General features: G+C 55.0%; 25 protein-coding genes and 1 pseudogene. 6 read left to right on the top strand and 20 right to left on the bottom strand.

The features are described 5' to 3' along the window. Both ABXR19_RS11205 and ABXR19_RS11210 read left to right on the top strand, forming a co-directional pair. Window positions 1–312 (top strand): aminotransferase class I/II-fold pyridoxal phosphate-dependent enzyme (locus ABXR19_RS11205; RefSeq protein WP_354601219.1); only part of this gene is annotated, 312 nt, incomplete at its 5' end. 27 nt (window positions 313–339) lie between these two features. Further along, window positions 340–1,470, top strand: a complete 1,131-nt coding sequence (locus ABXR19_RS11210; RefSeq protein ID WP_354601220.1) for a phosphoserine transaminase — start codon at window positions 340–342, stop codon at window positions 1,468–1,470. A gap of 128 nt (window positions 1,471–1,598) precedes the next feature. Here the strand turns inward: ABXR19_RS11210 and ABXR19_RS11215 are convergent, their stop codons facing one another. From ABXR19_RS11215 to ABXR19_RS11255, 9 genes are all read right to left on the bottom strand, one after another. Further along, on the bottom strand, window positions 1,599–2,372 hold the full coding sequence (locus tag ABXR19_RS11215) for a 4Fe-4S binding protein (protein WP_354601221.1): 774 nt from the start codon (window positions 2,370–2,372) through the stop codon (window positions 1,599–1,601). A gap of 600 nt (window positions 2,373–2,972) precedes the next feature. After that, window positions 2,973–3,686, bottom strand: coding sequence for a Bcl-2-binding component 3 (locus ABXR19_RS11220; RefSeq protein ID WP_354601222.1), 714 nt, complete (start codon window positions 3,684–3,686; stop codon window positions 2,973–2,975). Continuing rightward, the gene (locus ABXR19_RS11225; protein WP_354601223.1) at window positions 3,649–4,206 is read right to left on the bottom strand and encodes a hypothetical protein; all 558 of its coding nucleotides are present in this window, start codon (window positions 4,204–4,206) and stop codon (window positions 3,649–3,651) included. Before ABXR19_RS11225 ends, ABXR19_RS11220 begins: the two co-directional genes overlap by 38 nt. Before the next feature lie 255 nt (window positions 4,207–4,461). Further along, window positions 4,462–4,800: a YegP family protein gene (locus tag ABXR19_RS11230; protein WP_354601224.1), complete on the bottom strand. Its 339-nt coding sequence runs from the start codon at window positions 4,798–4,800 to the stop codon at window positions 4,462–4,464. A 154-nt stretch (window positions 4,801–4,954) separates the two neighbouring features. Next, window positions 4,955–5,227 (bottom strand): hypothetical protein, encoded by a 273-nt coding sequence (locus ABXR19_RS11235; protein ID WP_354601225.1) that lies wholly within the window; start codon window positions 5,225–5,227, stop codon window positions 4,955–4,957. 12 nt (window positions 5,228–5,239) lie between these two features. Beyond that, entirely contained in the window at window positions 5,240–5,461 is a 222-nt protein-coding gene (locus ABXR19_RS11240) for a hypothetical protein (RefSeq protein ID WP_354601226.1), read from the bottom strand. Then, entirely contained in the window at window positions 5,458–5,691 is a 234-nt protein-coding gene (locus tag ABXR19_RS11245) for a DUF2188 domain-containing protein (RefSeq protein WP_354601227.1), read from the bottom strand. The genes ABXR19_RS11240 and ABXR19_RS11245 overlap by 4 nt, the downstream gene beginning before the upstream one ends. A gap of 14 nt (window positions 5,692–5,705) precedes the next feature. Then, window positions 5,706–5,984 (bottom strand): metal-dependent hydrolase, encoded by a 279-nt coding sequence (locus ABXR19_RS11250; RefSeq protein ID WP_354601228.1) that lies wholly within the window; start codon window positions 5,982–5,984, stop codon window positions 5,706–5,708. Window positions 5,985–6,110: 126 nt separating this feature from the next. Next, on the bottom strand, window positions 6,111–6,284 hold the full coding sequence (locus ABXR19_RS11255) for a hypothetical protein (RefSeq protein WP_354601229.1): 174 nt from the start codon (window positions 6,282–6,284) through the stop codon (window positions 6,111–6,113). Window positions 6,285–6,443: 159 nt separating this feature from the next. On the opposite strand from ABXR19_RS11255, the gene ABXR19_RS11260 reads away from it, so the two are divergent. Then, window positions 6,444–7,313 carry a BrxR family transcriptional regulator gene (locus ABXR19_RS11260; protein ID WP_354601230.1) on the top strand — a complete coding sequence of 290 codons (870 nt, stop codon included), beginning with the start codon at window positions 6,444–6,446 and terminating at the stop codon, window positions 7,311–7,313. Here ABXR19_RS11260 and ABXR19_RS11265 read toward each other — a convergent pair. The 9 genes and pseudogenes from ABXR19_RS11265 to ABXR19_RS11305 all read right to left on the bottom strand — a co-directional run bounded on the left by ABXR19_RS11265 (window position 7,310) and on the right by ABXR19_RS11305 (window position 15,112). Beyond that, the gene (locus ABXR19_RS11265; protein WP_354601231.1) at window positions 7,310–7,813 is read right to left on the bottom strand and encodes a hypothetical protein; all 504 of its coding nucleotides are present in this window, start codon (window positions 7,811–7,813) and stop codon (window positions 7,310–7,312) included. The genes ABXR19_RS11260 and ABXR19_RS11265 overlap by 4 nt on opposite strands. 73 nt (window positions 7,814–7,886) lie before the next feature. Beyond that, window positions 7,887–8,282: a hypothetical protein gene (locus tag ABXR19_RS11270; protein WP_354601232.1), complete on the bottom strand. Its 396-nt coding sequence runs from the start codon at window positions 8,280–8,282 to the stop codon at window positions 7,887–7,889. Then, the gene (locus ABXR19_RS11275) at window positions 8,275–9,156 is read right to left on the bottom strand and encodes a hypothetical protein (protein WP_354601372.1); all 882 of its coding nucleotides are present in this window, start codon (window positions 9,154–9,156) and stop codon (window positions 8,275–8,277) included. Before ABXR19_RS11275 ends, ABXR19_RS11270 begins: the two co-directional genes overlap by 8 nt. Before the next feature lie 108 nt (window positions 9,157–9,264). Continuing rightward, window positions 9,265–9,624: pseudogene (locus tag ABXR19_RS11280) on the bottom strand (TniQ family protein); the annotation flags it as partial. After that, window positions 9,621–10,691, bottom strand: a complete 1,071-nt coding sequence (locus ABXR19_RS11285; RefSeq protein ID WP_354601233.1) for a TniQ family protein — start codon at window positions 10,689–10,691, stop codon at window positions 9,621–9,623. The pseudogene ABXR19_RS11280 and the gene ABXR19_RS11285, both read right to left, overlap by 4 nt. Further along, a complete protein-coding gene (locus tag ABXR19_RS11290) occupies window positions 10,678–11,652 on the bottom strand; it encodes a TniB family NTP-binding protein (RefSeq protein ID WP_354601234.1) in 975 nt (324 codons plus the stop codon). Before ABXR19_RS11290 ends, ABXR19_RS11285 begins: the two co-directional genes overlap by 14 nt. A gap of 65 nt (window positions 11,653–11,717) precedes the next feature. Beyond that, on the bottom strand, window positions 11,718–13,742 hold the full coding sequence (locus tag ABXR19_RS11295) for a TnsB C-terminal domain-containing protein (RefSeq protein ID WP_354601235.1): 2,025 nt from the start codon (window positions 13,740–13,742) through the stop codon (window positions 11,718–11,720). Beyond that, on the bottom strand, window positions 13,726–14,286 hold the full coding sequence (locus tag ABXR19_RS11300; RefSeq protein ID WP_354601236.1) for a TnsA endonuclease N-terminal domain-containing protein: 561 nt from the start codon (window positions 14,284–14,286) through the stop codon (window positions 13,726–13,728). Before ABXR19_RS11300 ends, ABXR19_RS11295 begins: the two co-directional genes overlap by 17 nt. 406 nt (window positions 14,287–14,692) lie before the next feature. Then, the gene (locus ABXR19_RS11305) at window positions 14,693–15,112 is read right to left on the bottom strand and encodes a helix-turn-helix transcriptional regulator (protein WP_354601237.1); all 420 of its coding nucleotides are present in this window, start codon (window positions 15,110–15,112) and stop codon (window positions 14,693–14,695) included. Window positions 15,113–15,186: 74 nt separating this feature from the next. Here ABXR19_RS11305 and ABXR19_RS11310 point away from each other — a divergent pair, with 74 nt between their 5' ends. From ABXR19_RS11310 to ABXR19_RS11320, 3 genes are all read left to right on the top strand, one after another. Then, window positions 15,187–15,459, top strand: coding sequence for an XRE family transcriptional regulator (locus ABXR19_RS11310; RefSeq protein ID WP_354601238.1), 273 nt, complete (start codon window positions 15,187–15,189; stop codon window positions 15,457–15,459). A gap of 221 nt (window positions 15,460–15,680) precedes the next feature. Then, complete coding sequence (locus ABXR19_RS11315) at window positions 15,681–17,414, top strand: ATP-dependent nuclease (RefSeq protein ID WP_354601239.1); 1,734 nt, start codon at window positions 15,681–15,683, stop codon at window positions 17,412–17,414. Next, entirely contained in the window at window positions 17,350–18,825 is a 1,476-nt protein-coding gene (locus ABXR19_RS11320) for a UvrD-helicase domain-containing protein (protein WP_354601240.1), read from the top strand. The genes ABXR19_RS11315 and ABXR19_RS11320 overlap by 65 nt, the downstream gene beginning before the upstream one ends. Window positions 18,826–19,177: 352 nt before the next feature. Here the strand turns inward: ABXR19_RS11320 and ABXR19_RS11325 are convergent, their stop codons facing one another. Together ABXR19_RS11325 and ABXR19_RS11330 are read right to left on the bottom strand one after the other, a co-directional pair. Next, window positions 19,178–19,723, bottom strand: a complete 546-nt coding sequence (locus ABXR19_RS11325) for a PaaI family thioesterase (RefSeq protein WP_354601241.1) — start codon at window positions 19,721–19,723, stop codon at window positions 19,178–19,180. A 41-nt stretch (window positions 19,724–19,764) separates the two neighbouring features. Further along, complete coding sequence (locus tag ABXR19_RS11330; RefSeq protein ID WP_354601242.1) at window positions 19,765–21,210, bottom strand: MFS transporter; 1,446 nt, start codon at window positions 21,208–21,210, stop codon at window positions 19,765–19,767. Window positions 21,211–21,236 lie beyond the last annotated feature (26 nt).

The following is a 21,236-nucleotide window of genomic DNA, read 5'->3' on the forward strand; positions in this document are numbered from 1 at the left end:
CTCTGGGGGAGTAGCGCTCCCCAGCGCTTCAGGCAACGACCTCAGGCGCGCGCTGTGGACAGAGCGCGTTGCACCCAGCAAGTGCCTCTCGGCCGCCTTGCGTACAAGGAGGCAAGAGACTTCAGCCATCTGAGCAGACAGCGAGGCATGTTCGGCTTCACGGGCTTGTCTGCATTACAGATTGAAGCGTTACGCCAGGATTGGGGCGTTTATTTGATTCAGAACGGACGGATCAATATTGCCGGGTTAAATCCACAGAATATGAACTACACCGTCGCTGCCATCGCAAATGTCACCAGCGAAAATTTTTAACGTTCATCTCCATTGAAAGCATCACATATGACAACTTTTACCAAACCTTGCGCCAAGCCCGTTGTTCCCAATTTCTCGTCCGGCCCCTGCGCCAAACGCCCGGGATATTCATTGGCAGGATTAGATCAAGTAGTTCTGGGGCGATCCCATCGAAGTAGCCTCGGAAAAGCGCGTCTGGGAAAAGCCATCAGCGAGACACGCCGTATCCTTGGTGTGCCGCAAGACTATCGCATCGGCATAGTTCCGGCTTCGGATACAGGGGCAATAGAAATGTTCTTGTGGAGCGCGCTCGGCCCTAAGCCAGTAGATGTTTTCAGCTGGGAGTCTTTTGGTGCGGGCTGGGCAACAGATGTGCTCAAACAACTCAAGCTGCCAGATGCACGCCATATCAGTGCCCCCTACGGAGAACTTCCGGATATGGCGCTATGGAATCCTCGGCACGACATCGTCTTCACCTGGAACGGCACGACCTCAGGCGTCAAGGTCCCGAATGGAGACTGGATACCGGACGAGCGCGCAGGGCTCACCATCTGTGATGCAACCAGTGCTGCTTTCGCCATGGAATTACCCTGGCCCAAACTGGATGTCGTGACTTTTTCCTGGCAAAAAGTGTTGGGTGGCGAAGGCGCGCACGGCATGCTGATTCTTTCCCCGCGCGCGGTTGAACGCCTGGAAACCCATACACCAAGCTGGCCGCTGCCCAAAGTGTTCCGGATGACAAAGGGCGGCAAACTGATGGAGGAAATCTTCGAAGGCACCGTCATCAACACACCTTCAATGCTTGCGAATGAAGATTATCTTGATGCCTTGGCATGGGCGGACTCAATTGGCGGTTTGCCAGCGTTGATTCGGCGCTCCGAAGCCAATTTAACCGTGCTTGCCGACTTCGTGACGCGTACCCCCTGGATCGAGTTTCTCGCCAGGACACCCGAGATCCGCTCGAATACTTCGGTCTGTCTTAGCCTCAAAACCACACCAGAGAAGGTCAAGCAGATCATCCGCCTGCTGGAGACAGAAGGCGTGGCCTTCGATATTGGCTCCTACAAGGATGCACCTGCGGGCTTGCGTATTTGGTGTGGTGCCACGGTTGAAACGAGAGATCTAGCGGCTTTTATCCCTTGGCTCGAGTGGGCGTTCGAAACAGTCAACGCGGTATAAGCCCAATTTACCCTAAAGTAGTCAGCGCCCGTTTTGATCTTGTCGTGAGGCTCTGTTCTGAGTCTCCGAAGAGGGTTTCATAACGGGCGTTTACATGGGTAGCAGGAACTTCGATTTTTCGACGACCCTTACTGGTTGAGGGGAATTGGGCGACCACACAACAAACTCAATCGGCTGAGCGCGTCACCGCGCGAGTGGTCATAACCCACAGTCACGGTACTAGCGTCGAACATGACGCCCTGAAAGCGGGAATACGGGCACATGTGCTGACAGACCTTTTCGCGCAGAAAGCCCGCCATCAGATAAGTAAATCCAGCGTAGAACAAGGTCCAGAAAACACTCCAGGTACCAGCGGTCCCGTTTAAAAATTCGGGCACTACCGTGCGTACCGGCACGAAATAACCAACAAAGCTCAAGCCCGTCCAGAGTGCCAAAAGCAGCCACAGCGCATGCTTGCGCCCACGTAGAAAGAGCTTTTTCGTGTTCCAGGCAGAATCATCGAGCTTGATGCGAGCAGAACGCTTGCCTTCACTCCACTCCTCAATCGCCATGAACAGTGCAGTGTAGGTCGTCTGAGGGCAGGCAAATCCGCAAAACAGCCGGCCCAACACCGCAGTGACAGCGAAGAGGGCAAGCGCCGACAAAATAAGCAGCATTGCGAGGTAGAGCCCATCCTGCGGCCAAAGCACTAGATTAAAAAGGTAGAACTTTCCTTCTTCAAAACTGAATCGCACAGCTTGGCGCCCATCCCAATTTAACCAGCATGTGCCATAGAAAATCAGCTGGGTGAGAGCAAACATCATCCAGCGGATACGGTTGTATCTGCCGGCTGTTGAGCGTGCGTGAATCTTCCCGGAGGAAGACCGGGGGTGAAACTTGAGGGGCTGCTCTAGGTTCAACATGACGCAATCTGTGCGGGTTTGGACTACGTCATTAAATCTATGGCCCCTAGACCAAAACAGATTCAGTTCCCAACAAAAGAACCAGATCAGATTGTTTTAAAATTTGGCTCGTGTGGGTTGTAAGCAGTTGAACGGCTAAAGAGCACAACGTCCGGTAAGTGGTTGGAGCGGCCCCTGAACGCTGCTCAAGCGAGTGGCCGATATGGCCGAAAAGCGGTAGTAACACTACCGTATGGAGATTGACTCGATTGAGTGATCGATAAGGATTTTCTGCAGAAAATGAAAAGACCCTTCTCAGGGCCTTTTCATTTTCCACGTGCGTCTCACTATTTCGGAATTTCCAGTCTCACGAATCGGGATTTTTTCTCATCATTTCGGGATGCGCGCACATGCGCGCGAGCCGAATTGATGAGATTCCGCCTCTAACGAAAACAAAGACTTGTTCACCAATTCTGGCCATCCCGTCTCATCACTTAAGCCGAATTAGTGAGAACGCTCCGAATCTGCACCCGAAATGGTGAGAATGCCGCGCAGCCGTACCTGGATGATACCTTCCGATAGGCTGAACTAACCATCGGACAGGGTCAGGAATAAGGAAGCTTACCAGTAGCCAGACCTCTTTGGCTCTGGGGCATCCAAGATGATATCCGCGACGTCTATTAGCGGATCTATCCAATCCGCTTTGGCTGCTGCCCACTTGAGCCATTCAAGTTGGTCTTCGGAAAGCCCGCCACTCCGCTCGGCGTTTTCTCGAAATGCCGTCAGATAGGCACGTATCCGATTCGCACGCTCAAAGTTGAGCGCATCCCTGTCAAGCGCCTCTGTCGCCTGTTCCTCGGTTTTTCTCCGTTGTATAAGGAACTCATACCGATCCTGCGCTTGCCGCCTTAGCTCCTTCGCGCGCGCCAGCTCGTCCTCGTGCTCACGGGTATCAGCAGCAAGGGTAATTATCCCTGCGACTACTTCTGGCATGCGTTGTTCGAGAGGTGTATTCGGTGTATCGCGCCAGGTCCGGGACGGCCAGCGCCCTGCCGCAATGGTTAGCTTGCCAGTAGGTAGATAGTCGTATTGTGGAATCTGAGGGTAGGCCAGGCTGAAATCAAAGCGGTTTCGTTCGTGGTATCGATCCCGCGCCTTCTTCTCCGCAGGCGTCTCTATATGCCGCTGTCGGGCGACATGTTCAGTGATTGTCAGAATCACAGCGGTATCGTTGTGGCAAAGAGCTGTTTCCTTACGCCGGCCGTCAATTCGCACTGAAACACCGAGCTTAGCCAACTCACGAAGCAATACGTGCCAAGTCGAGCGCACGATCAAGACTCGACTGCGTAACCGCCAAGTGCAGGACTTCTTCAGGCGCCGAAAGTAAACCCTTCGGCGAAGGGTTAGCTTTGCTAAGACACTTTGCTGCAGCAAGAACCAAGGGATGTCGTTGAGTGCTTTCTTGTTCAGGATTTTCCTGCGATACATTGCGCCGAATTTCCGAAGCAGTTTTGCGCTTCATCGCTTTCTGCGCTTGTTCGGTGTCGCTGATTTTCTTGATGCTGACTGGAATGACTGGCGGCTTCGATAATGGCGGCAGAGCTACTCGTGCCATAACTCGTCCTGCTTTGACCTTTGCCCAATACCCACGGCTCGGCAACGGGATCTGCCACCTCTTGCAGATTTTGGCCAAGCCCACGTCTGACAAGCCGTACCGTGCTGCTACTACCGTTACTGGATCTGACCAGACCTCTTCATAGAGTTCCGTCCTATCCATAGACTTGTTCGCTTTTGGATCATCACTATCCATAATGTTCTTATCATCAGCCAACAATCGACCATAGTGCAATTTCAAGATGCCAACGACCTTCACAGAAGTGTCTGTTGGCATGCCCGAAGTTGGCAACGACGAAGATTTCAGCTTTCGACCGCGCCAAATATCAGCTCGGAGGGTTTGCGCTTAAAACATGGCTATGTCTGGTTTAATCAATGACAAGTGCTCAGGGCTAAGCAACTTGTGTGAATGATGCCGAAGTAACTCGACCGGTCGGTGTGTTAACCGACCGGCCTCTCACTTCCCTCAGGATCATTGCCGTTGTTGATTGACGGCTCAGGTTTCGTCGCGGATGTCCTTTGTGGGCCCATTAGCCTTGACTGATGAGATGCCGGCATCACGGCTGGCTTCGGTCGAGTAGTTTTCGCTCCGTCCGATGGGCTCGCCATTTGCGGCCTTCAGCACGAAAGTATACGGCTGAACCGCCGCTGACTTCTTGCGCTCGTAACGGCTTTCCAGCGGGCTGTTGGCTTGACTCGATGCGATACCGCCTTGAGCTCCCTGCTTGGTCGAATAATTTTCGCCTGTCAGGATTACCTGATTGTTATCGGCGCGAAGTACAAAGTAGTAGGGCTGAACAGAGCTAGATTTCTTAATGATGTAATGGCCTGACATTTGAAGTCCCCTATGTAGTGCGGAAAAAGGCAATGCTGCCTTTGAAGTAGCGCAGATGCGCATGGTTTTTAAGTCATAAACGACTTAACAGCTGAGAAGCGCTTTGTTCCAGTAGCACTGCGCCCTCTCCGTGGTACATGGCATTCGTGGCCAATTAGTAGTCAAACAATCTCTTTCGATCTTTGATGTAACTCTTGAATGCGGCGATCAAAAATTGTCCGAGCACAATGAAGGCAAACACAATGCAGAACCCACGCATTGGTTCGCGAATGCTTTCAACAAGCGGTGCCATCATTCCTGGCACGCTAAAGTTGCTTACCAGATAATCACCGCCGAAAAGCACTAGAGCGAATGACAGCACACCCAGCCACAACGCCCGCTGGGTTCGCGGTGAATGCGCAAAAACAACAAGAAACTCTTCAAGCATATCGCCGTCCCCCTAGTCCGCTATTGCCGCACGTGCTGCCACGACCGCTTTTTCAGCACCTTCGAACTCCACCGAAGCGACCGTTCCATCAGCTTTGTGCTTGAAGCGGATTTTTACGCCACCGTGTGCTCGTGCGACCTTTTGCACAGCAGTCGTAATTTGTTTTTCGACTGCCGCATTTACTAGCTTGGCCAAGTCTCGTTTGCTCGGTCCGTTCAAGCTCATCTTGATCATTTTTCGTCCTTTGGAGGGCAGGGATCGTTTCCGTACGAATCCCGCGCACGGATCAAATTGTCGCGGCCATGAATGAGCAACTCACCATGTCCATTGCGAGCCATATCACGACCGGCTTCGATCGCTTCAGCTTGAGTGTCATGCACGCTGCTTGCACGCTCACCACCCTCGCGCAAGGTACCCCACCCGTCGCCGCGCCTAACAACATGAACATTCTTTGAATTTGGCATCACGTTTCCTTCACTTAGAACGTCCCGAACAGGGGCAGGCACTTCGGTGTGCTTGCGTCGAGCAACAGGTGGATAGCGTAGGCCGCCGCGCCCACCAACAAGACAAACCGAACGGTTTCATCGTCCTTGTTTTTGGGCTCCCACCGATAAATCTTGTGGGCTACAAGCCCAAGCAATCCGGCAAAAGCTACGCTATGAAAAAACTGGCGGTGGTTGGGATGAATTGCGGGCTCGAGCACATCCGGTAATTTCGTCAAGCTGGCGCTCAGCACAGCGCCAACGAACGGCTTCAAGGTTTTCTCTGGCCGGTCAGCTTCCATAACCACACAAGCGGAGCCGATTGCGACTCCAGCAATGAGTTGATGTGTACGTCCGCAAGACATGTAAATCTCCCTTCCAGTTCTTCTACTGAACCGGTTTCACTTTTCTTTTCGGACGCCCTTGAATGGAGTCTTGTCCGCCGTTTTAACGTCCATGAAGCGCCCATTGCCTGTATCGCGCTTGACCCAGTTGCCTGCAGGCGTCTGGGTTTGGCTACGATCCTTTACTGCGCCAACACGATGACCATCTCCACTTGGTGGGTTTTTTGCCATTTGAACTCTCCTTTGCAAAACCACCGGATGTGGCTTTACGTGAACGTTACATCATCATTTTGATGATGTAAACAGATCTATATGGTTTGACGATGAATTGGCATTAAGGCAGAATCCGCACCCGTCCCCCAAGCAACGTCTGGCTCTGATATGTCTGCAATGGATAACCTCAATCAAGCCCAGCGCGAACGGCTGGCTTACATTGAGTTTCGGCTCTATTTTCTGGGAGACGTCCGACGAGCGGACCTGATGACAAGGTTTGGCATCGCAGCCGCCGCCGCGACTCGCGACTTCGCGCTCTATAAGAGCCTATTTCCGGCCAACATCGAATTCGACAACGTCTCGAAGACCTATGTCATCGGCAGCGGCTTCGAGCCAGCCTTTGAACACGTCCAAGAACGCGTCTTGATGGCTCTATCTCAAGGCTTTGGCGATGGCGTAAATCCCGTCGCAGGCCCGATGATTTCGTGCGAAGTGCCAATGGCGCTCAACCGCCCTTTGATCCATGTTTTGGCTCCCGTTACGAGAGCTATTTACTCGGGCAAAGCTGTGAGGATGCAGTACGCCTCTCACACAAGTGGGGCTTCCAAGCGCGAGGTCGTGCCATTTGCAATTGCTACGGACGGGCTCCGCTGGCACATCCGCGCGTTCGATAGAAAAAATCAGGACTTCCGAGATTTCGTCTTTAGTCGAATGAGCAAAACTGAGGTCATGAGCGATGGCCCCATCGCAAGACACGAAACGGCGGCTTCGGACATTCAATGGAATCGCATCGTGGAGCTGACGTTGGTGCCGCACCCAGACAGAAAGTCTTCGATCACGGAAATGGACTACGGCATGCAGGACAGCGTGTTGCGCCTGAATCTACGTGCCGCCATGGCCGGGTACGTATTACGGCAATGGCATGTCGACTGCTCCCCCGATCACAGTTTGAGTGACGAAGCTTTTCGCTTGTGGCTAAGCGATCCGCTCGCGCTATATGGCGTTGGGAGTGCGGCGTTCGCGCCGGGCTATCGTAAGCCTTCTTAGCCTTTCAATCGTTTTTGGCGCCTGTCGTCCTGCCACGCCAACCAACCTGCTCTGTGCGCACGTGCATCGTGCAGCGAGTGATGCCAAGGCTGCGCGGGTTGATCGTGATAGCAGCAGACCGCTTTATGATAAACCGTCGTATCAATCAAAGGGCGTAGATCGAATATTGATCTGCTCAAGTTGACGGGAAGGTCCTGGTCAAATGCGTCCCACAGCAGGTCGCGATCATGAACAGAGTCGCAAGCAATCTGCACGCTCCTTGGCAAGCTTGAGAACCAAGCCCTGAGTTGCTCACCTAGCTCTTGGCGACCAAAACTACGTCCGGCGTGTCCTCCCAACAAAGGCACGACCGCAACACGCACGAAGTCACTCTGCCAGTCACTCACATAATCGCTACGCTCTGCGTAGAACTCATGCCTTCCGTCCTCCGACACCATGCCAATACTAATCAGGTCGCAATTGATGAAGTCTGTGAATTCGGTGTCGAGAAATATCAACATATGAGCTCTCGGCTGCTCGCAAACCGTTGAACAGACATAGCCCGAAAAATCAGAGGGAAGGCATGTATTGCCGTCATCTCGTATATTTCCTTTTCTTGGGGGCATGAACCTCACACCGAGTCATCTCGATGTCTTTCGTGTCTTTCATGTGGCTTCCAGAGTTTCCGCATTGATCGCATATGCAGTACGAGGTCACATTTGCCATGCGCACCGCGCCTTCGATAAATGAGTTGCCGCCACTGTAGTAGAACCGCAAGCCTGCGAACTTCTCTTTGACCTGGATTGCCTGCACGGGAGCAACTGACCCATCCCTATTTTTCACTTCTTGCTCTATCGTCCAGCACAACGCGTCGATCAGATCGTGCCACCCATCACCGCACTCGAACAAGAATCCGGATCCGGTATCGTCTCGGGGAGGAAACATGTCCGGATATTTTTCCCTTAGCTGTGCCGCTAGTTCTTCACGCATGACTACTCACTTTCCCTGTAGATAATTTACGCAAGCAAGATTTGCCGATCTGAGACAGATCCAACTTTTCCAGATCTCGGTCGTCGAACAGCCAAACCTGACGACCATCTACACTGGGCCCGCTGATCGGCTTCAGAACCTCCTCCTCGATCAATGCATGCCCAGTTCGCCGCGAGATTCCATATTTTGTGCGGACCGTCTTGAGCGTGACCCAGTGCAGTTTGTCGCTGAGGAGATTTTCAAGGCTGGATTTTGAGATAGCTCCCATGACGCGGCCTTTAGCAGTTTTCTGCAGACGTCCAACAAGCAGTCCGCGTTCGACAAATTCCCGAACCATTGAAGCTCTCACGGCCAACGCGCGAGCGGCGTTCTTAGTTGGCACCCAGTCATGCTGAACGCGCATCCGCTTTGATAGCCTGCGATTGCGCTCAGCGAGCTGACCTTCCCAGTGATCCGAAACGTAGGCCTCGAACGACTGACGTAGAAAATTGAACTCCGGCTCAGGAAAAGCGTTGTACAACGTTTGATAGAAGCGCCCAAAACACAATGCCAAACTGTTTCCTGAGCCAAGTAAAGCTCGTTCCGCCATGATCCTGCGTAGCAAACAATGAAAATTATTGGGCCACTCACTTAGCGCATGGGCTGCTTCGCCAGTTACTCGGATCGCCACATTCATCGATGCCAGCCCGGCAATCTTCTGAGCCTTCGAAGTCGACTGCATCCCGTATCCGCCCAAGAACCAAATAAGTCGGAGTAGCTGCTCGATTGAGATAGCGTCGAGATGCTCAAACCCTTCAACGGTGTGCCCCTCGCTCCTGTCTAGTCGGCCGACCAAAGCTGTTGCTAGCTGCAAGGAATGGCGATCGGCCTTCACAAGCTTTGATAGGCGGAGATCTGCGCCGCACGAACACGCAACTACTTGCTTCCGGTTCCAGCTTAGCGGCCGTCCACACTTGAAACACTCGTCAATCAAACTTGCGCCATGCGCGGCGCACGCGGTGACAAAGACAAGGTCCCAAGCGCCGCGCCAATGCGCCGAATGTTGCAAGCACAGCGGACAAAATCGTGGTCGTTGCATGTTCCAGTATCTGCCATGCAAGCCTCCAGGATCCGGTGCGTTTAGCTGATTTAGATGTGATATCGGGCCTCGCAAACTCTCGCATATTCCGTTTCGCCCGACCAATCCTTCAATAGGATGCAACCGCCTTATGGGTACGACGTCTCCGGTGCGTACAGATAGCAGCCACCGCGAATAGTCTGCCGCATTTGATTCGGTAATACGGCAAACATAACCTTGTGCACTTTCCCCTGCGATGGGAAGTGGCCGCACGAGAAGCATCATGATGGCATCCCAATGCTTCGACCTGCGAGCTCCAACCGATATGAGAGATACAAGGTATGTTGCACCAGAAAAACATTTGCTCGCTTTTCAGCTGGCGTCATATCGGTGGTCTGGAAATAATGTGAGCCATCCTCCATGATTCTGTTAAGTGACCAGCCCCCACGTACAATCGCCCTGTGGATATCCGCAAATCCTATGAAGGCCTCGGCCAGGCAATTCCAGCGCATTCGCTTGGTGCGTCGATCGACCTTCGCATCCCCTCGCATGATTGCATAGAGACCAGACGGCCAAGCGCTTAGGAATCGGGATGCAATGCTGGCAACGTGTATGTCCCCTGCCAATCTTTTTGATCCGATCCCTTTCCACTCAAGGGGTAACTCGAACGTCGCGGCAAGCTTTCTGATTCCACTGTTCAAAAAATGCAGGACCACCCCCATTTCAACGTCCCTCAGCCAAGCGGGAAGCCTGATCTCTGATTGAGCTTCAGGCAGATCGCGCATGATTTGCTGCTCTACAAACGACGTCACGGCAAGGATCTCGTCAGGAACAGGAGTGTTGCGCTGCTCCCTTGTGAGATCTGCTCCACAACTGCAAGTGAAGACACCCTTTCTGCGCCAACTCAAGGGGGCCAGACAAGAAGAACAGGTATCAACGAGCCAGCTGCGATGGCGAGTGCAAGCCGTGATCAAACGCAGATCCCAGATGCCACGAGTGGCCGGGTTGTCCTCAAGGCATTGTGGGCAAATCGACGGATGAATTCGAAAAACTGACCGACGCAGGTTATGACCCATCCACTCGCAAGTGTCAGTGCCGTGACTGGTCAGAAACAGATGGGCCAGTCCTTGCAGTTCATCTACTCTGACTCCCGTCAAGGAGCTCACGTTTTGCAGTGCCTTCTCAGCAGACAATGCGCGGCCACAAATACTTGCTCGCCAACCCCAGGACAGCTCGTCCTGTATGCCGTTAGCGTCGGCTACTCGCAGAACGAACCCATGTAGGCTCTCTCCGCGCAATGGCTTCGGGTGTACCAGCAATCGGCCAACACCTTCACTGTCAGGCGTAACCATGAAATGGCTCTCCCTGATGATTAAGCACGCGACGGATGAAGTCCGGATGGAAGGGGTTTGTCTCGTCGGAACACTGCTGGAAGATCGCCAGGGAAAATGCGCGCGCCAAGACATTCAAATCAATCTGATTCCGCTCCTCATTTGCGGCAATTTCAATCCCTTTGCTCACGAGCTTGATGAGGTAGTCAATGAGCCCATTGGTGGCGTAGAACATCATCGACACCACGTCCGCGCCAGCGATAACCGAGCGGTCCGGAAACGGCAGCTCTTCGTTCAGAGTACTGAGGATGCGCTTGAACTCGCGTGCGGACTCTTTGGTCCTAACAGAGAAGGGCTTGAGCTCAAATCGCGCGGAGAACCTTCGTCGCAACTGCTCATTTGCTTCCAGAATGCGTTCGCAGCGAGGAAGACCCATTAGGACGAAGGGAACCCGCGCAGCGTTAATGATCTGCTTGAGCCAATCGGCGATTTTGTAGTCCACCACACCACGGCCACGATCCACGAAGTGTTGGAACTCATCAAGGATCACGAGCTCAACGCGGCACTCCGCGAGCAATTTGATAATGCGAGCCGTCTTGCTCTCCGCCGATCCACGGGCGGCAAACGGGTCTTCCATTGCCATCAAAATCCGCTCAGCTACATTCTTGATCGTCGGTTGCGATGGCAACTCCAAGTGCAACACCGGAATGACCGTTCGATCCTCAAGCTCAACGCGCGGATGACGGTCTGCGTAGGTCTTGCGGAGAGTGGACTTGCCACACCCCGACACCCCCGTCACGAGCAAGCAGTCCGGTTCTTCGAGCTTGTGTCGCCCCATTGCATGGCAGCGTTCCACAGCCTGTATTGCGCCAACGAAACCGGGGTAATGGATAAGCTGGCGCCGAAATGTCACCGCCTGGGAGATTGGCGTCAATAATTCTGTAGTGGAAAGATCAAACAGATCTTTCGGAAAATCAGTCACGCGAAGAGGTCGTGGTCCGGAAGCAGGTGACTCGTTATGTGCAACATTTGTCATGGTATGGATCCCTATGCGTGTTGGTGATTCGTAAGATTTGCCGGCGCCTTGCCTAGACGTTCTATGAGGAAGGCAGGTGCTTCGAAATCTTCAAACCACTTTTCCATCTGGTCTGGTAGCGAGTGCGTATCGTCAGATTTCACCACGCTTGGAATATCAAAACGCCTCGCTTTCGACTTGGGATTCTCTGCATGTTGCTGAAGCACAGCGACGTCTTTTTGCTGATCTTTCTTTTTGCCTTTTGACCGTCGCCCCTCAAGAAGCGAATCGGTGAACTCGCGCAAGGCAAGCTTTGCGGCCAACATCGCGTCGTAATACGGCAGCTGCGCATAGTCGGCCCGCGCCTTCTTTCCAATAAGCTGGTGCTGCTCTATGGAAAGCCCGTTTGCATACTCATAGTGTGAGCACCGTGCCTCGACGTATTCCTTTCGCACAGGATCAAGTACGTGCACGACCCCAAGGTCATCTGGATTGGAACGGACCGTAACTTTCACCGACTTGTGGTCTCCGCGTATCGCCCTTAACGCATCCGACACGTAGTTCAGATTCGATATCTGAATTCCATCCTTGTCGAGCTGCCGTGTCTCCACCGTACCTAAATAGATGTTGAGCTCGTTTGCATTGGGGGCAAGCATAGGTGGATGTGCGGTAACGCCTTGACTCCATAGCTGCAGTGGGCAATTGTCAATTCCGTGATGAAACGATCCACCGTAGATGTCGATGATCCAGCGATGTATTACATCCTGCAGTTCCGAGAAGGTCAGTACGGCCTTCGCGACTGATGCATAGTCAAGGCGTTTGTCATATTTGGCAAACGTTGTCCCGGGCATCGAGTGGAGAAGCCCGTAGTTGAGAGTCTTCAGGAAACGCTCGATGACACCCTTGAGAAAGGGCGCACGCGGCTCGCAGAAAATGAGATGAGTGCCAATGTCCGCACAAGCCGCTTCCAAGTCCTTTGCGTGAAACTCCAGCCCGTTATCACAGACAAGAAGTTCAATCAGGCCGTAGCAAGGCCATTCGCCCTGGACTGCAGGAAAACGACCGCGCACATAAGTCTTGGGCAACAGGGCATGCCGCAAGCAGCGCAACACGGACTCCACGCTTGGCCTGCGAAAGCTGATATGGAAACCCACAACCATCCGTGAGTAATGGTCGATCATCACCGTGATCCACGGCCTGCCCAAGACAAGACGAGTGATGTCGTCAATCACCAGAATGTCGAGCGGAGTGTTGTCGACTTCCACTCGTTGCAGGGGTCGCTCACAACGCGGTCCCTGACCAAAAAGGGATAGCATCTGTTGCGCGACGCGTGCGCCATATCGCTTTTTGAGTACAACATAGCGGTCGTACTGTCCGAGTACTCGGTTCACCACTTTCATAGTGACCCGAGGCAATGCTTCATTGGGCGGACGTTTGATGTTTTCGCGGTTGATTTGCGCGAGCAGCCAATCGTGAACCTCCTTCTTCGTTTCGCGCTGTGGCGTCAGGTAAACCTTCTGTATCGCTTCGTTAATCAACTCGACCAAACGCGCGGGATAATTTTTGGGTTTACGCCCCTTAAGGTCAGAGCGGTCAACCAACGCACGCACGTCACATCTGGACGAATTCCATACACGTAACCAGCGATAGAAAGTTGCGATGGCCGGAGGAACTTCTGTCGGCCCATAATTCCGGGCGACACCTTTGAGAGCTTCTTTCAGCTCGTTTCTGGAGAAAGGATTTATCCCCTGCGGGCAAATCGCCGAGAGGTATTTCCACTTAAGGATCGCTTTGTTGCGAAGCTTCTCTGGAAAATCTGCCAGGCTTCGCTCGCACTTAGGTTGCAAAGCCTCGACATCTTCGTCAGGGAAATTCAGCAAGTCCGTGAAAATCAATCGGCCCGCTTCGTAGCTTGCCAGCAGATCCTCCAGTAAGAACTCACGAAGGTCTCCTTGCTTTGCTGATCTGAGCATGGCTTTGGCTACCGTGGTTTCAATCACCCTGTAGTAGCCCCCATCTAGGCGAAGAATGCTATCCGGCCTAAGCGAAAAGTGCATGATCATCCCCCTCGCAGAACAAGCGGACTACGGTATCTGGTGACCTCGGTTTATCTAGGTCGCAAACGAGGGTTCGCTGTGCCAACAACCCAAGGAGCTGCGAGCTGCCACCTAGCATTCGTTCGGCCTCCAGAAAACTGAACGAATGCCCTGGACACCATTGCTGCAGAATCTGAACAGGAACTGCAGTAGGAACGCGAGGCATGTACCGCAGAAGATATTTGATCTGTTTGTTACGAACAGGGAGCTTTAGCTGGCGTTCCGTCAGGACGACGAAGGCTGCGCCTTGCGCTTCAAAGAAGCGGGCGATAGCTGCGAAGCGCGCAATGTTGGCGGGTTCGTTGAGCAGCTCCAGCGGTTTGACTTCCACATACCACTGCTCGCCGTTTTCCCACTTGAATCGAAAATCAGGGGTGTAACGGCGGGACTTACCGTCAAGCTGGTAGGTGATGTTGACCGGCTGTTCGTCGATGGCGACGACGCCTCTTGAAAACTCGGCAAGCTCCACGGCCGCCATTTCAAGCAGGCTTTCGCAACGGACCATTCGCCCCATCTTGCGCGACGAGAATTTCCCTCGGAATCCACGGCCGCTGGGCCGCACAGGATTACGAGTGGAGTGAAACGGCAATACTGATTTGAACGTCCCTATGCCAGGAACGTTGGATGGTTTGGTGTCTAGCACTATCAATATCCTCAACGCTGTTTTCGTAGGTAACACCGGTCCGAGGCTGCTGAACAAGATCAGCAAACCGCTGGAACATCCGTTTCGAAGGCGTACGAACGCCCTACCGTCGGTTGGAAAACCGAAGGCCATTCGACGAACCAGTGTGGATTTAGTACGAGAGGCTTGACCTGCAAACAGCCGTTGCGGATACTGCAATCTCCACGAAGGCAGTACCGCCAGTTCATCTGGCTGAAAGAGGGGCAAGCCGCAAGGTTTTGTCCCTTTTTTACTTTTTGGCAGCCTCCTTCACGCGACGGCGCAGCCGTGTCGGCACGTTCGGCTCACGCGCGATTTGTTCATCCATATTCAGCATTTCGCTGATCGCTCGTATTTGAGCGGGATAGAGCCGGTCAATTTTCTTCCACATCTGGTGGCACAGCAGATAGGTCTCCGTCGGCACATCGCGTGGCAAGACATAGCGACGCTGCGATTGCTCTGCCGCCTGGTGCATTCCCGCCACATCCTCATCCGTGAAATTCAAGCCAAGAGCGAGCTTGCGCATGAACTCGTCGCTGGGCGGCTTGACGCCCAACTCGATCGCGGAGACGTACGCCTGCTCGTAGTGGAGGATCGTCGCGAGCTCGGACTGTCTAAGTCGGCTCCGCAAACGGATCGTTTTGAAAAAAACAGAAAATGGGCTTGTCACTTGTCGCACTTTGAAATGGTTCTGAGAACATCACAAAGTTAGCGATAAAACTTCAACGAGTCAACTTTAAGTCTTTGATTCTACTACAATTAAATTACTTCCGACGTCGGAAATACTTCAACGAAAAGTCCGCATGTATTGAAATACCTGCCGCTCCCAAGGAGAGAGTAATTTATGAAAAATATTTTTATTTTTTTAGGTCAGCCAAACTATTCGGCGTGACTCAGCCGCGTATCTCCGACCTGTTACACAGCAAAATCAACTTGTTCGGGCTTGATTCGTTGGTGAACATGGCAACAGCCGCCGGGATTCGCATTGAAATGCGGATAAACGGAACCTTGGCCTAGCTAGGGCAGCGAAGGACAACAGATCTTCGGCCTGAACGGTCGATGATGCCAACAGGCTAGAATACCCGCTTCCGGCTACATGCGGTCAGTCTGCATCTAGACTCTCGATGATCGGTTTGCATGCGAGAGCTGACGCTTGGGCATGCCTGACGAGTACCCGTGCATCCCTTGGGCAGCTTCCCGTCGCGTTGGGAAATTTACCAGACCAACAAAGAGAAATCATGACTCGCATCCGCCGCCTTGAAATTCGCAATTTTCGCTCAATACAGACGCTCGATTGGACACCGTCCAACGGAGTGAACTGCCTTATTGGCCCAGGAGATAGTGGCAAGTCGACCATCCTCGATGCCATCGACCTGTGCCTTGGAGCGCGGAGGAGCGCACCTTTCGGCGACACGGACTTCTTCAGCCTGGACGTCACCCGGACCATCGTGATTGCGGCCACGCTCGGCGTACTACCCGACGAGCTGAAGAACATCGACACCTACGGAGACTTTCTTCGCGGATTTGACCTCGGCACGGGGCTGCTTGAAGACGAGCCGCGCGCAGGTCTAGAAACGGTTTTGACGCTGAAGCTCGAGGTCAAGGGCGACCTTGAGCCGAGTTGGACGCTCTATTCCGACCGAGCCGCCCACCAACAACTGGACCGGTCGCTGACCTGGAAGGACCGCAGCCTCGTAGCACCAGCCCGAATCGGCACCTACGCAAACACAAACCTTTCCTGGGCCAAGGGCTCAGTGTTGAACCGGCTCACAGAAGAGCGCGCGAACCTTGGCGCGGAACTCGCTGGAGCGGCACGCGCCGCCCGGGCCACCTTCGGCGCGCAGGCCGGCCCTCAATTTGCTCAAACCCTACAAGTGGTAACCCAGACAGCTATCGGCCTGGGTGTAGCCGTCGGTGCGAGCGCTCAGGCGCTACTTGATGCTCACTCGGTGTCGATTGGCGATGGTGCTATCGCCCTCCACAGCGAGACCGGCATTCCTTTGCGGTCGTTGGGCACTGGTTCGGGGCGGCTCCTTGTCGCGGGGTTGCAAAGGGCCGCAGCGGCCGCCGCCACCGTTGCTCTTGTAGATGAAGTCGAATACGGACTTGAGCCGCACCGGCTCATGCGTCTGCTCGACTCACTCGGTGCGAAGGACGCGACCCAACCGCTGCAGGTCTTTATGACAACCCATTCTCCGGTGACGCTCAGGGAGCTCGCTGGCAACCAGCTTTTCGTCGTGCGCCAGCGTTCGGGCATCCATACAGCGACATGCGCCGGTACGGACGACGCCATCCAGGGCACATTGCGCAGGGCGGCCGAGGCCTTCCTGTCCAAGTCCGTTATCGTCTGCGAAGGCGCCAGCGAGGTCGGATTCGCTCGCGGGATGGACCAGTGGTGGGTCTTCTGTGGCGCGACGTCATTCCTGGCCCACGGAGGCTCATACGTGGACGTCGGCGGAGGAAGCCCCGACCAATGCTTCACACGAGGGGAGGCATTCCTGAAGTTGGGCTATCGTGTCCTCGTCTTCGTCGATGCGGACAAGCCTGTTTTAACCGTCGGACTCGTCGAGAGATTCATTGCGGCTGGCGGCCAGTACCTTACGTGGCGGCCCGGCTTGGCGCTCGAGGACGAGCTATTCCGCTATTCAAGCAATGACGCGGTGCACGCGCTGCTGAATAAGGCGGACGAGATGGTAGGCCGCGAGCTAATGGCAGAGCACATCAAGTCGAAGTCGAACGGACAGGTCACCTTAGATGCCATAGAGGCCGAACGGCTGAATGGCGGCTACACACCTGCGAGCAGAGCTTTGCTCGGAATTGCCGCTCGCAACAACAAGAACGGCTGGTTCAAGTCAGTGAGCGGTTTCCAGGAAATCGCCAAGGACGTCGTCGGCCCTCACATAGCGAATGCAGAGCCGGGCTTCGTCCAGGTTACGAATCAGCTCTGGGGGTGGACGAGTGCCGCCGCCTGAAATCGACATCTTTCAGGCGCGCCTAGGCTCAGTTACCGCCCCAGCCGGATGTGGCAAGACCCAGCTCATCGCGGACGCACTGAGTCAGCACACCGATAGCAAGCCAGTCTTGGTGCTGACGCATACCAACGCTGGAGTCACGGCACTACGCTCTAGGCTGCAGCGGGGCAGCGTCCCGAGCTCTGCGTACAGACTGTCGACCATCGACGGTTTGGCGATGCGGTTAGCGACAAAGTTTCCGCTCCGCACAGGCCTCGATGCGCGCATTCTCGAACTGCACAACCCGAACACTGACTACCCTGCTATCCGAGGTGCCGTGCAAAGGCTCTTACAGGCTGGTCACATCAATGACCCCATAACCTCGACATATTCGCGCTTGCTGGTTGACGAGTATCAGGACTGCAATACCGCACAGCACAGCATCGTCTGCTCCATCGCGCAAGCGCTGCCCACGTGCATCCTTGGTGACCCGATGCAGGCGATATTCGGCTTTCGCGACCCACTGGTCCACTGGGAGCTTGAGGCTCAGGTAGCCTTCCCGCCCATTGGCGCACTACAGACCCCTTGGCGATGGAGACTCGCAGGCATGGACGCGCTGGGTGCCTGGCTACTTCAAGCCCGCGCATCATTGCAGGCCGGTCAGCCTGTGGATCTACGTAGCGCGCCAGAGGGTGTCCAGTGGGTTCAACTGACACGCGGAATGGAAGTGCAACAGCGACTCATGGCCGCCCGGACCGAAGCGCCAAACCGAGACGGCCGCGTTCTGGTGATTGGCGACTCCATGAATGTGAATGGTCGCAATCAACTCACCATGCAGACGCCGGGTGCCACCTCTGTCGAAGCGGTTGACCTGAAGGACCTGGCGAACTTCGCCCGCCAGTTCGACTTAGCGAGTCCCAACGCGCTGCGACTGCTTGCCGAATTCGCGACTTCACTGATGACCGGGGTCGGGACTGCCAACTTACTCACGCGGGTCGAAACAATACGTGGCGGCCGAGCCCGCACGCCCGCGACGCCTGCAGAAACCGCAGCAGTGGCGTTCATGGCGGCTCCCAGCTACACGACCTCGATTGACTTACTCCAGTCCCTCGCGGATCAACGCGGTGCGCGTGTCTACCGACCCGAAGTGTTGCACTGCTGTATCTCAGCACTGCGAGCAGCAGGGGGCGACGGAGGGTTCATCGGCGCGGCGATACAGGCACGCGAGCGAAACCGCCATCTGAGTCGGCCGCTGGGCCGGCGCGCCGTAGGAAGCACGCTTCTTCTGAAAGGGCTGGAGGCTGACGTCGCGGTCATTCTTGAGCCCGAGCGCATGACTGCGCAACACCTCTACGTGGCTCTCACGAGAGGCGCAAGGCGAGTCGTGGTTTGCTCGTCGACGCCTTTGCTAACGCCAGCCGCTGGCCGCTAGTGAACTCTCTTCAACTACTGAGTTCCCCCTCTCAATGGTAACGTTCGGCTTCTTGACGACAGCTCCACGCTCCAAATCGGACGTGTGCTCCCGCTGCTCACCGGTCACTCATTGAATGCAGCTTCACTGTCCGTTTAGGACGAGTAGTAGGCACTGAGGTTCGGAGGAGCAGGGCTCGCCCCCTAAAGCAAAGTCCGGCAGGTCGTCGGCCATAACAGTCGTTCAATCCCTACAGATTGAACGACTGCAGTAACGCACAAAGCCGCCTGAACCGTCCCTGCTGGTGACAGGGCAGCACAGGGAACGTCGCCCTTTCTTTTGCTGTGCTCCCGACAAGGAGAGGGCTTACCTGTCAGCTTCTTTGTAGTTTGAAGATGAAGCAGCTTGTGGTCGCGTGTGCGTACAACTGTCCGTTTTCATCCTCAATGCGCGCCTCTGCCGTGGCTAGCTGTCCTCCCATGTGAATCACCTTCGCGACGGCGCGCAGTGGGCCTGTTTTCTGCAGAGCAGGGCGAACGATGTTGAGGCTGAGTTCAACCGTTGTATAAGAGCGCCCGGCGGGAAGTCTGCTCTGGACTGCGCACCCAAGTGCGGAGTCCAGCAGGGTGGCGAACCAGCCGCCGTGCACCGTGCCCAGAGGATTGTAGTGTTCCAGTTGCGGGATGCCCTGGAAGACTGCGCGGCCATCATCCACCTCCAGCAACACCATGTTCATGGTGTCGTTCATGGGTGGGTATGGCAGTTCGCCGGACATCATGGCTTCAAGAATGGCTCGCCCACTCTTGTCAGCGATCTGGTCTGCACGCGTCAGGCCTGGAGAGCCACCACCGTCCCGCATGCGTTGTATTGCTTCCGACTGCTGGCGTGTCCATGCTGCTGAGTTGTTTCCATTTTCCATGGTCTTCTCGGTGATGAAATGCTATTGGGCCTAGAGGTTACTTATAGCTTGGCTGCAGCAATGTCCGGCCGCGTTCTCACCGGGAGACAAAGCGCCGCTGTCAGCAATGCAAGACTCATATGGCATAAATAGACGGCATTGAAGTCAGCGCGTTTCAAGACAGCACTCCCCAGCAGCATGACTGTGAGGGCTACGCCAATGACAGACCCGACTTGTCGTATTGCCTGATTGATTGCGCTGCCCACCGCGTAGTGTTCTGCGGGTAGATGGCTGACTGCTGCACCCGACAACGATGGCAGGACCATACCTACTCCCATCCCGCTAAGCAGGGCTCCTGGAAGCCATTGCGTCAGGTAGGCTGGCTCCGGGCCAGGGACCATGAAAAACCATAAGCCGCTCGCTGCGTAGACTGCGCATCCTGCGACCAGCAGTGGTCGATGGCCATATCGGCTTGCGAGCCGCCCCGAGAGTGCGGCTACCGGTGTCACCAACAGCGGCCCAGGCGTGATCGCCAGGCCAGCCAGCGGGAGTGAATAGTCCCAGATTGACTTCATGTAAAAGAAAAAAGCGAAGAACATCATCGAGAACGCGATGCCGAAGCTGAGGCTGGCGAGATTGACGTAGCGATAGGTCCTACTTCGAAACAGGCCCAGGTCCACCAGCGGTGCTGCAGCAGTCCTGGCCCAGAGAACAAATCCGACGATGGCCGTTATGCCCAAGCCAGCAATACCCCGCAGCTCATGGCGTGACCACTCGGGCGACTCCGTCTGCACGATGGCTAGCGCCAAGGCGCCAATGCCGATGATCAGCAAGCCCATTCCGATCAGGTCCAGGGGACGCCCTTCGCTCGGCTTTTTTGCTTCGGTCAGCAGCCTTGCGCCTCGCCACATTGCAAACAAGCCCAAGGGGGCATTCAGGTAGAACGCCCACTGCCAGCCGAGCGATGCGACCACGAGTGCGCCCAGACTGGGCCCCACCGCTGCAGCCAGACCACCGACCGCACTCCAGAGACTGACCGCGACCGCTCGTTTGTGTGTCGGAAACGCCGCCAGTACGAGCGAGAGCGAGGCTGGCGTGAGCAACGCTGCGCCCATTGCCTGCAGCGCCCTTGCTGCGACCAGCCATTCCACGCTGACGGCCAGGCCACACGCTACGGAAGACGCCACAAAGAGCGCGACGCCAGCGAGAAATACTTTCTTGCGTCCATGTCGGTCTGAAAGCCCGCCAGAGGGGATCAGCATCGCAGCATAGATCACCGTGTAGGCGTTCAGCACCCACGAAAGATCCGCCGCTGTAGCGAGTGGATAACCTGCTCGCAAGGCGCTGAAAGCTGCGAACAGCATGGTGCCGTCCATGGAAACGAGGAACACTGCTGTACTGGCAACCCAGAACACCGGCCATGGCGAGGCGGTTTTTGGGGGCAAGCCTGGAAGCTCCTGTTTCATGGAGTTTGGTGAGGTACTGGCTTTGCTGTTCAAAGTGCTCATGTAATTTTTCCGGCCATGTGCACATG

It is taken from the genome of Uliginosibacterium flavum, from assembly GCF_040566545.1.
Taxonomy (GTDB): Bacteria; Pseudomonadota; Gammaproteobacteria; order Burkholderiales; family Rhodocyclaceae; genus Uliginosibacterium; species Uliginosibacterium flavum.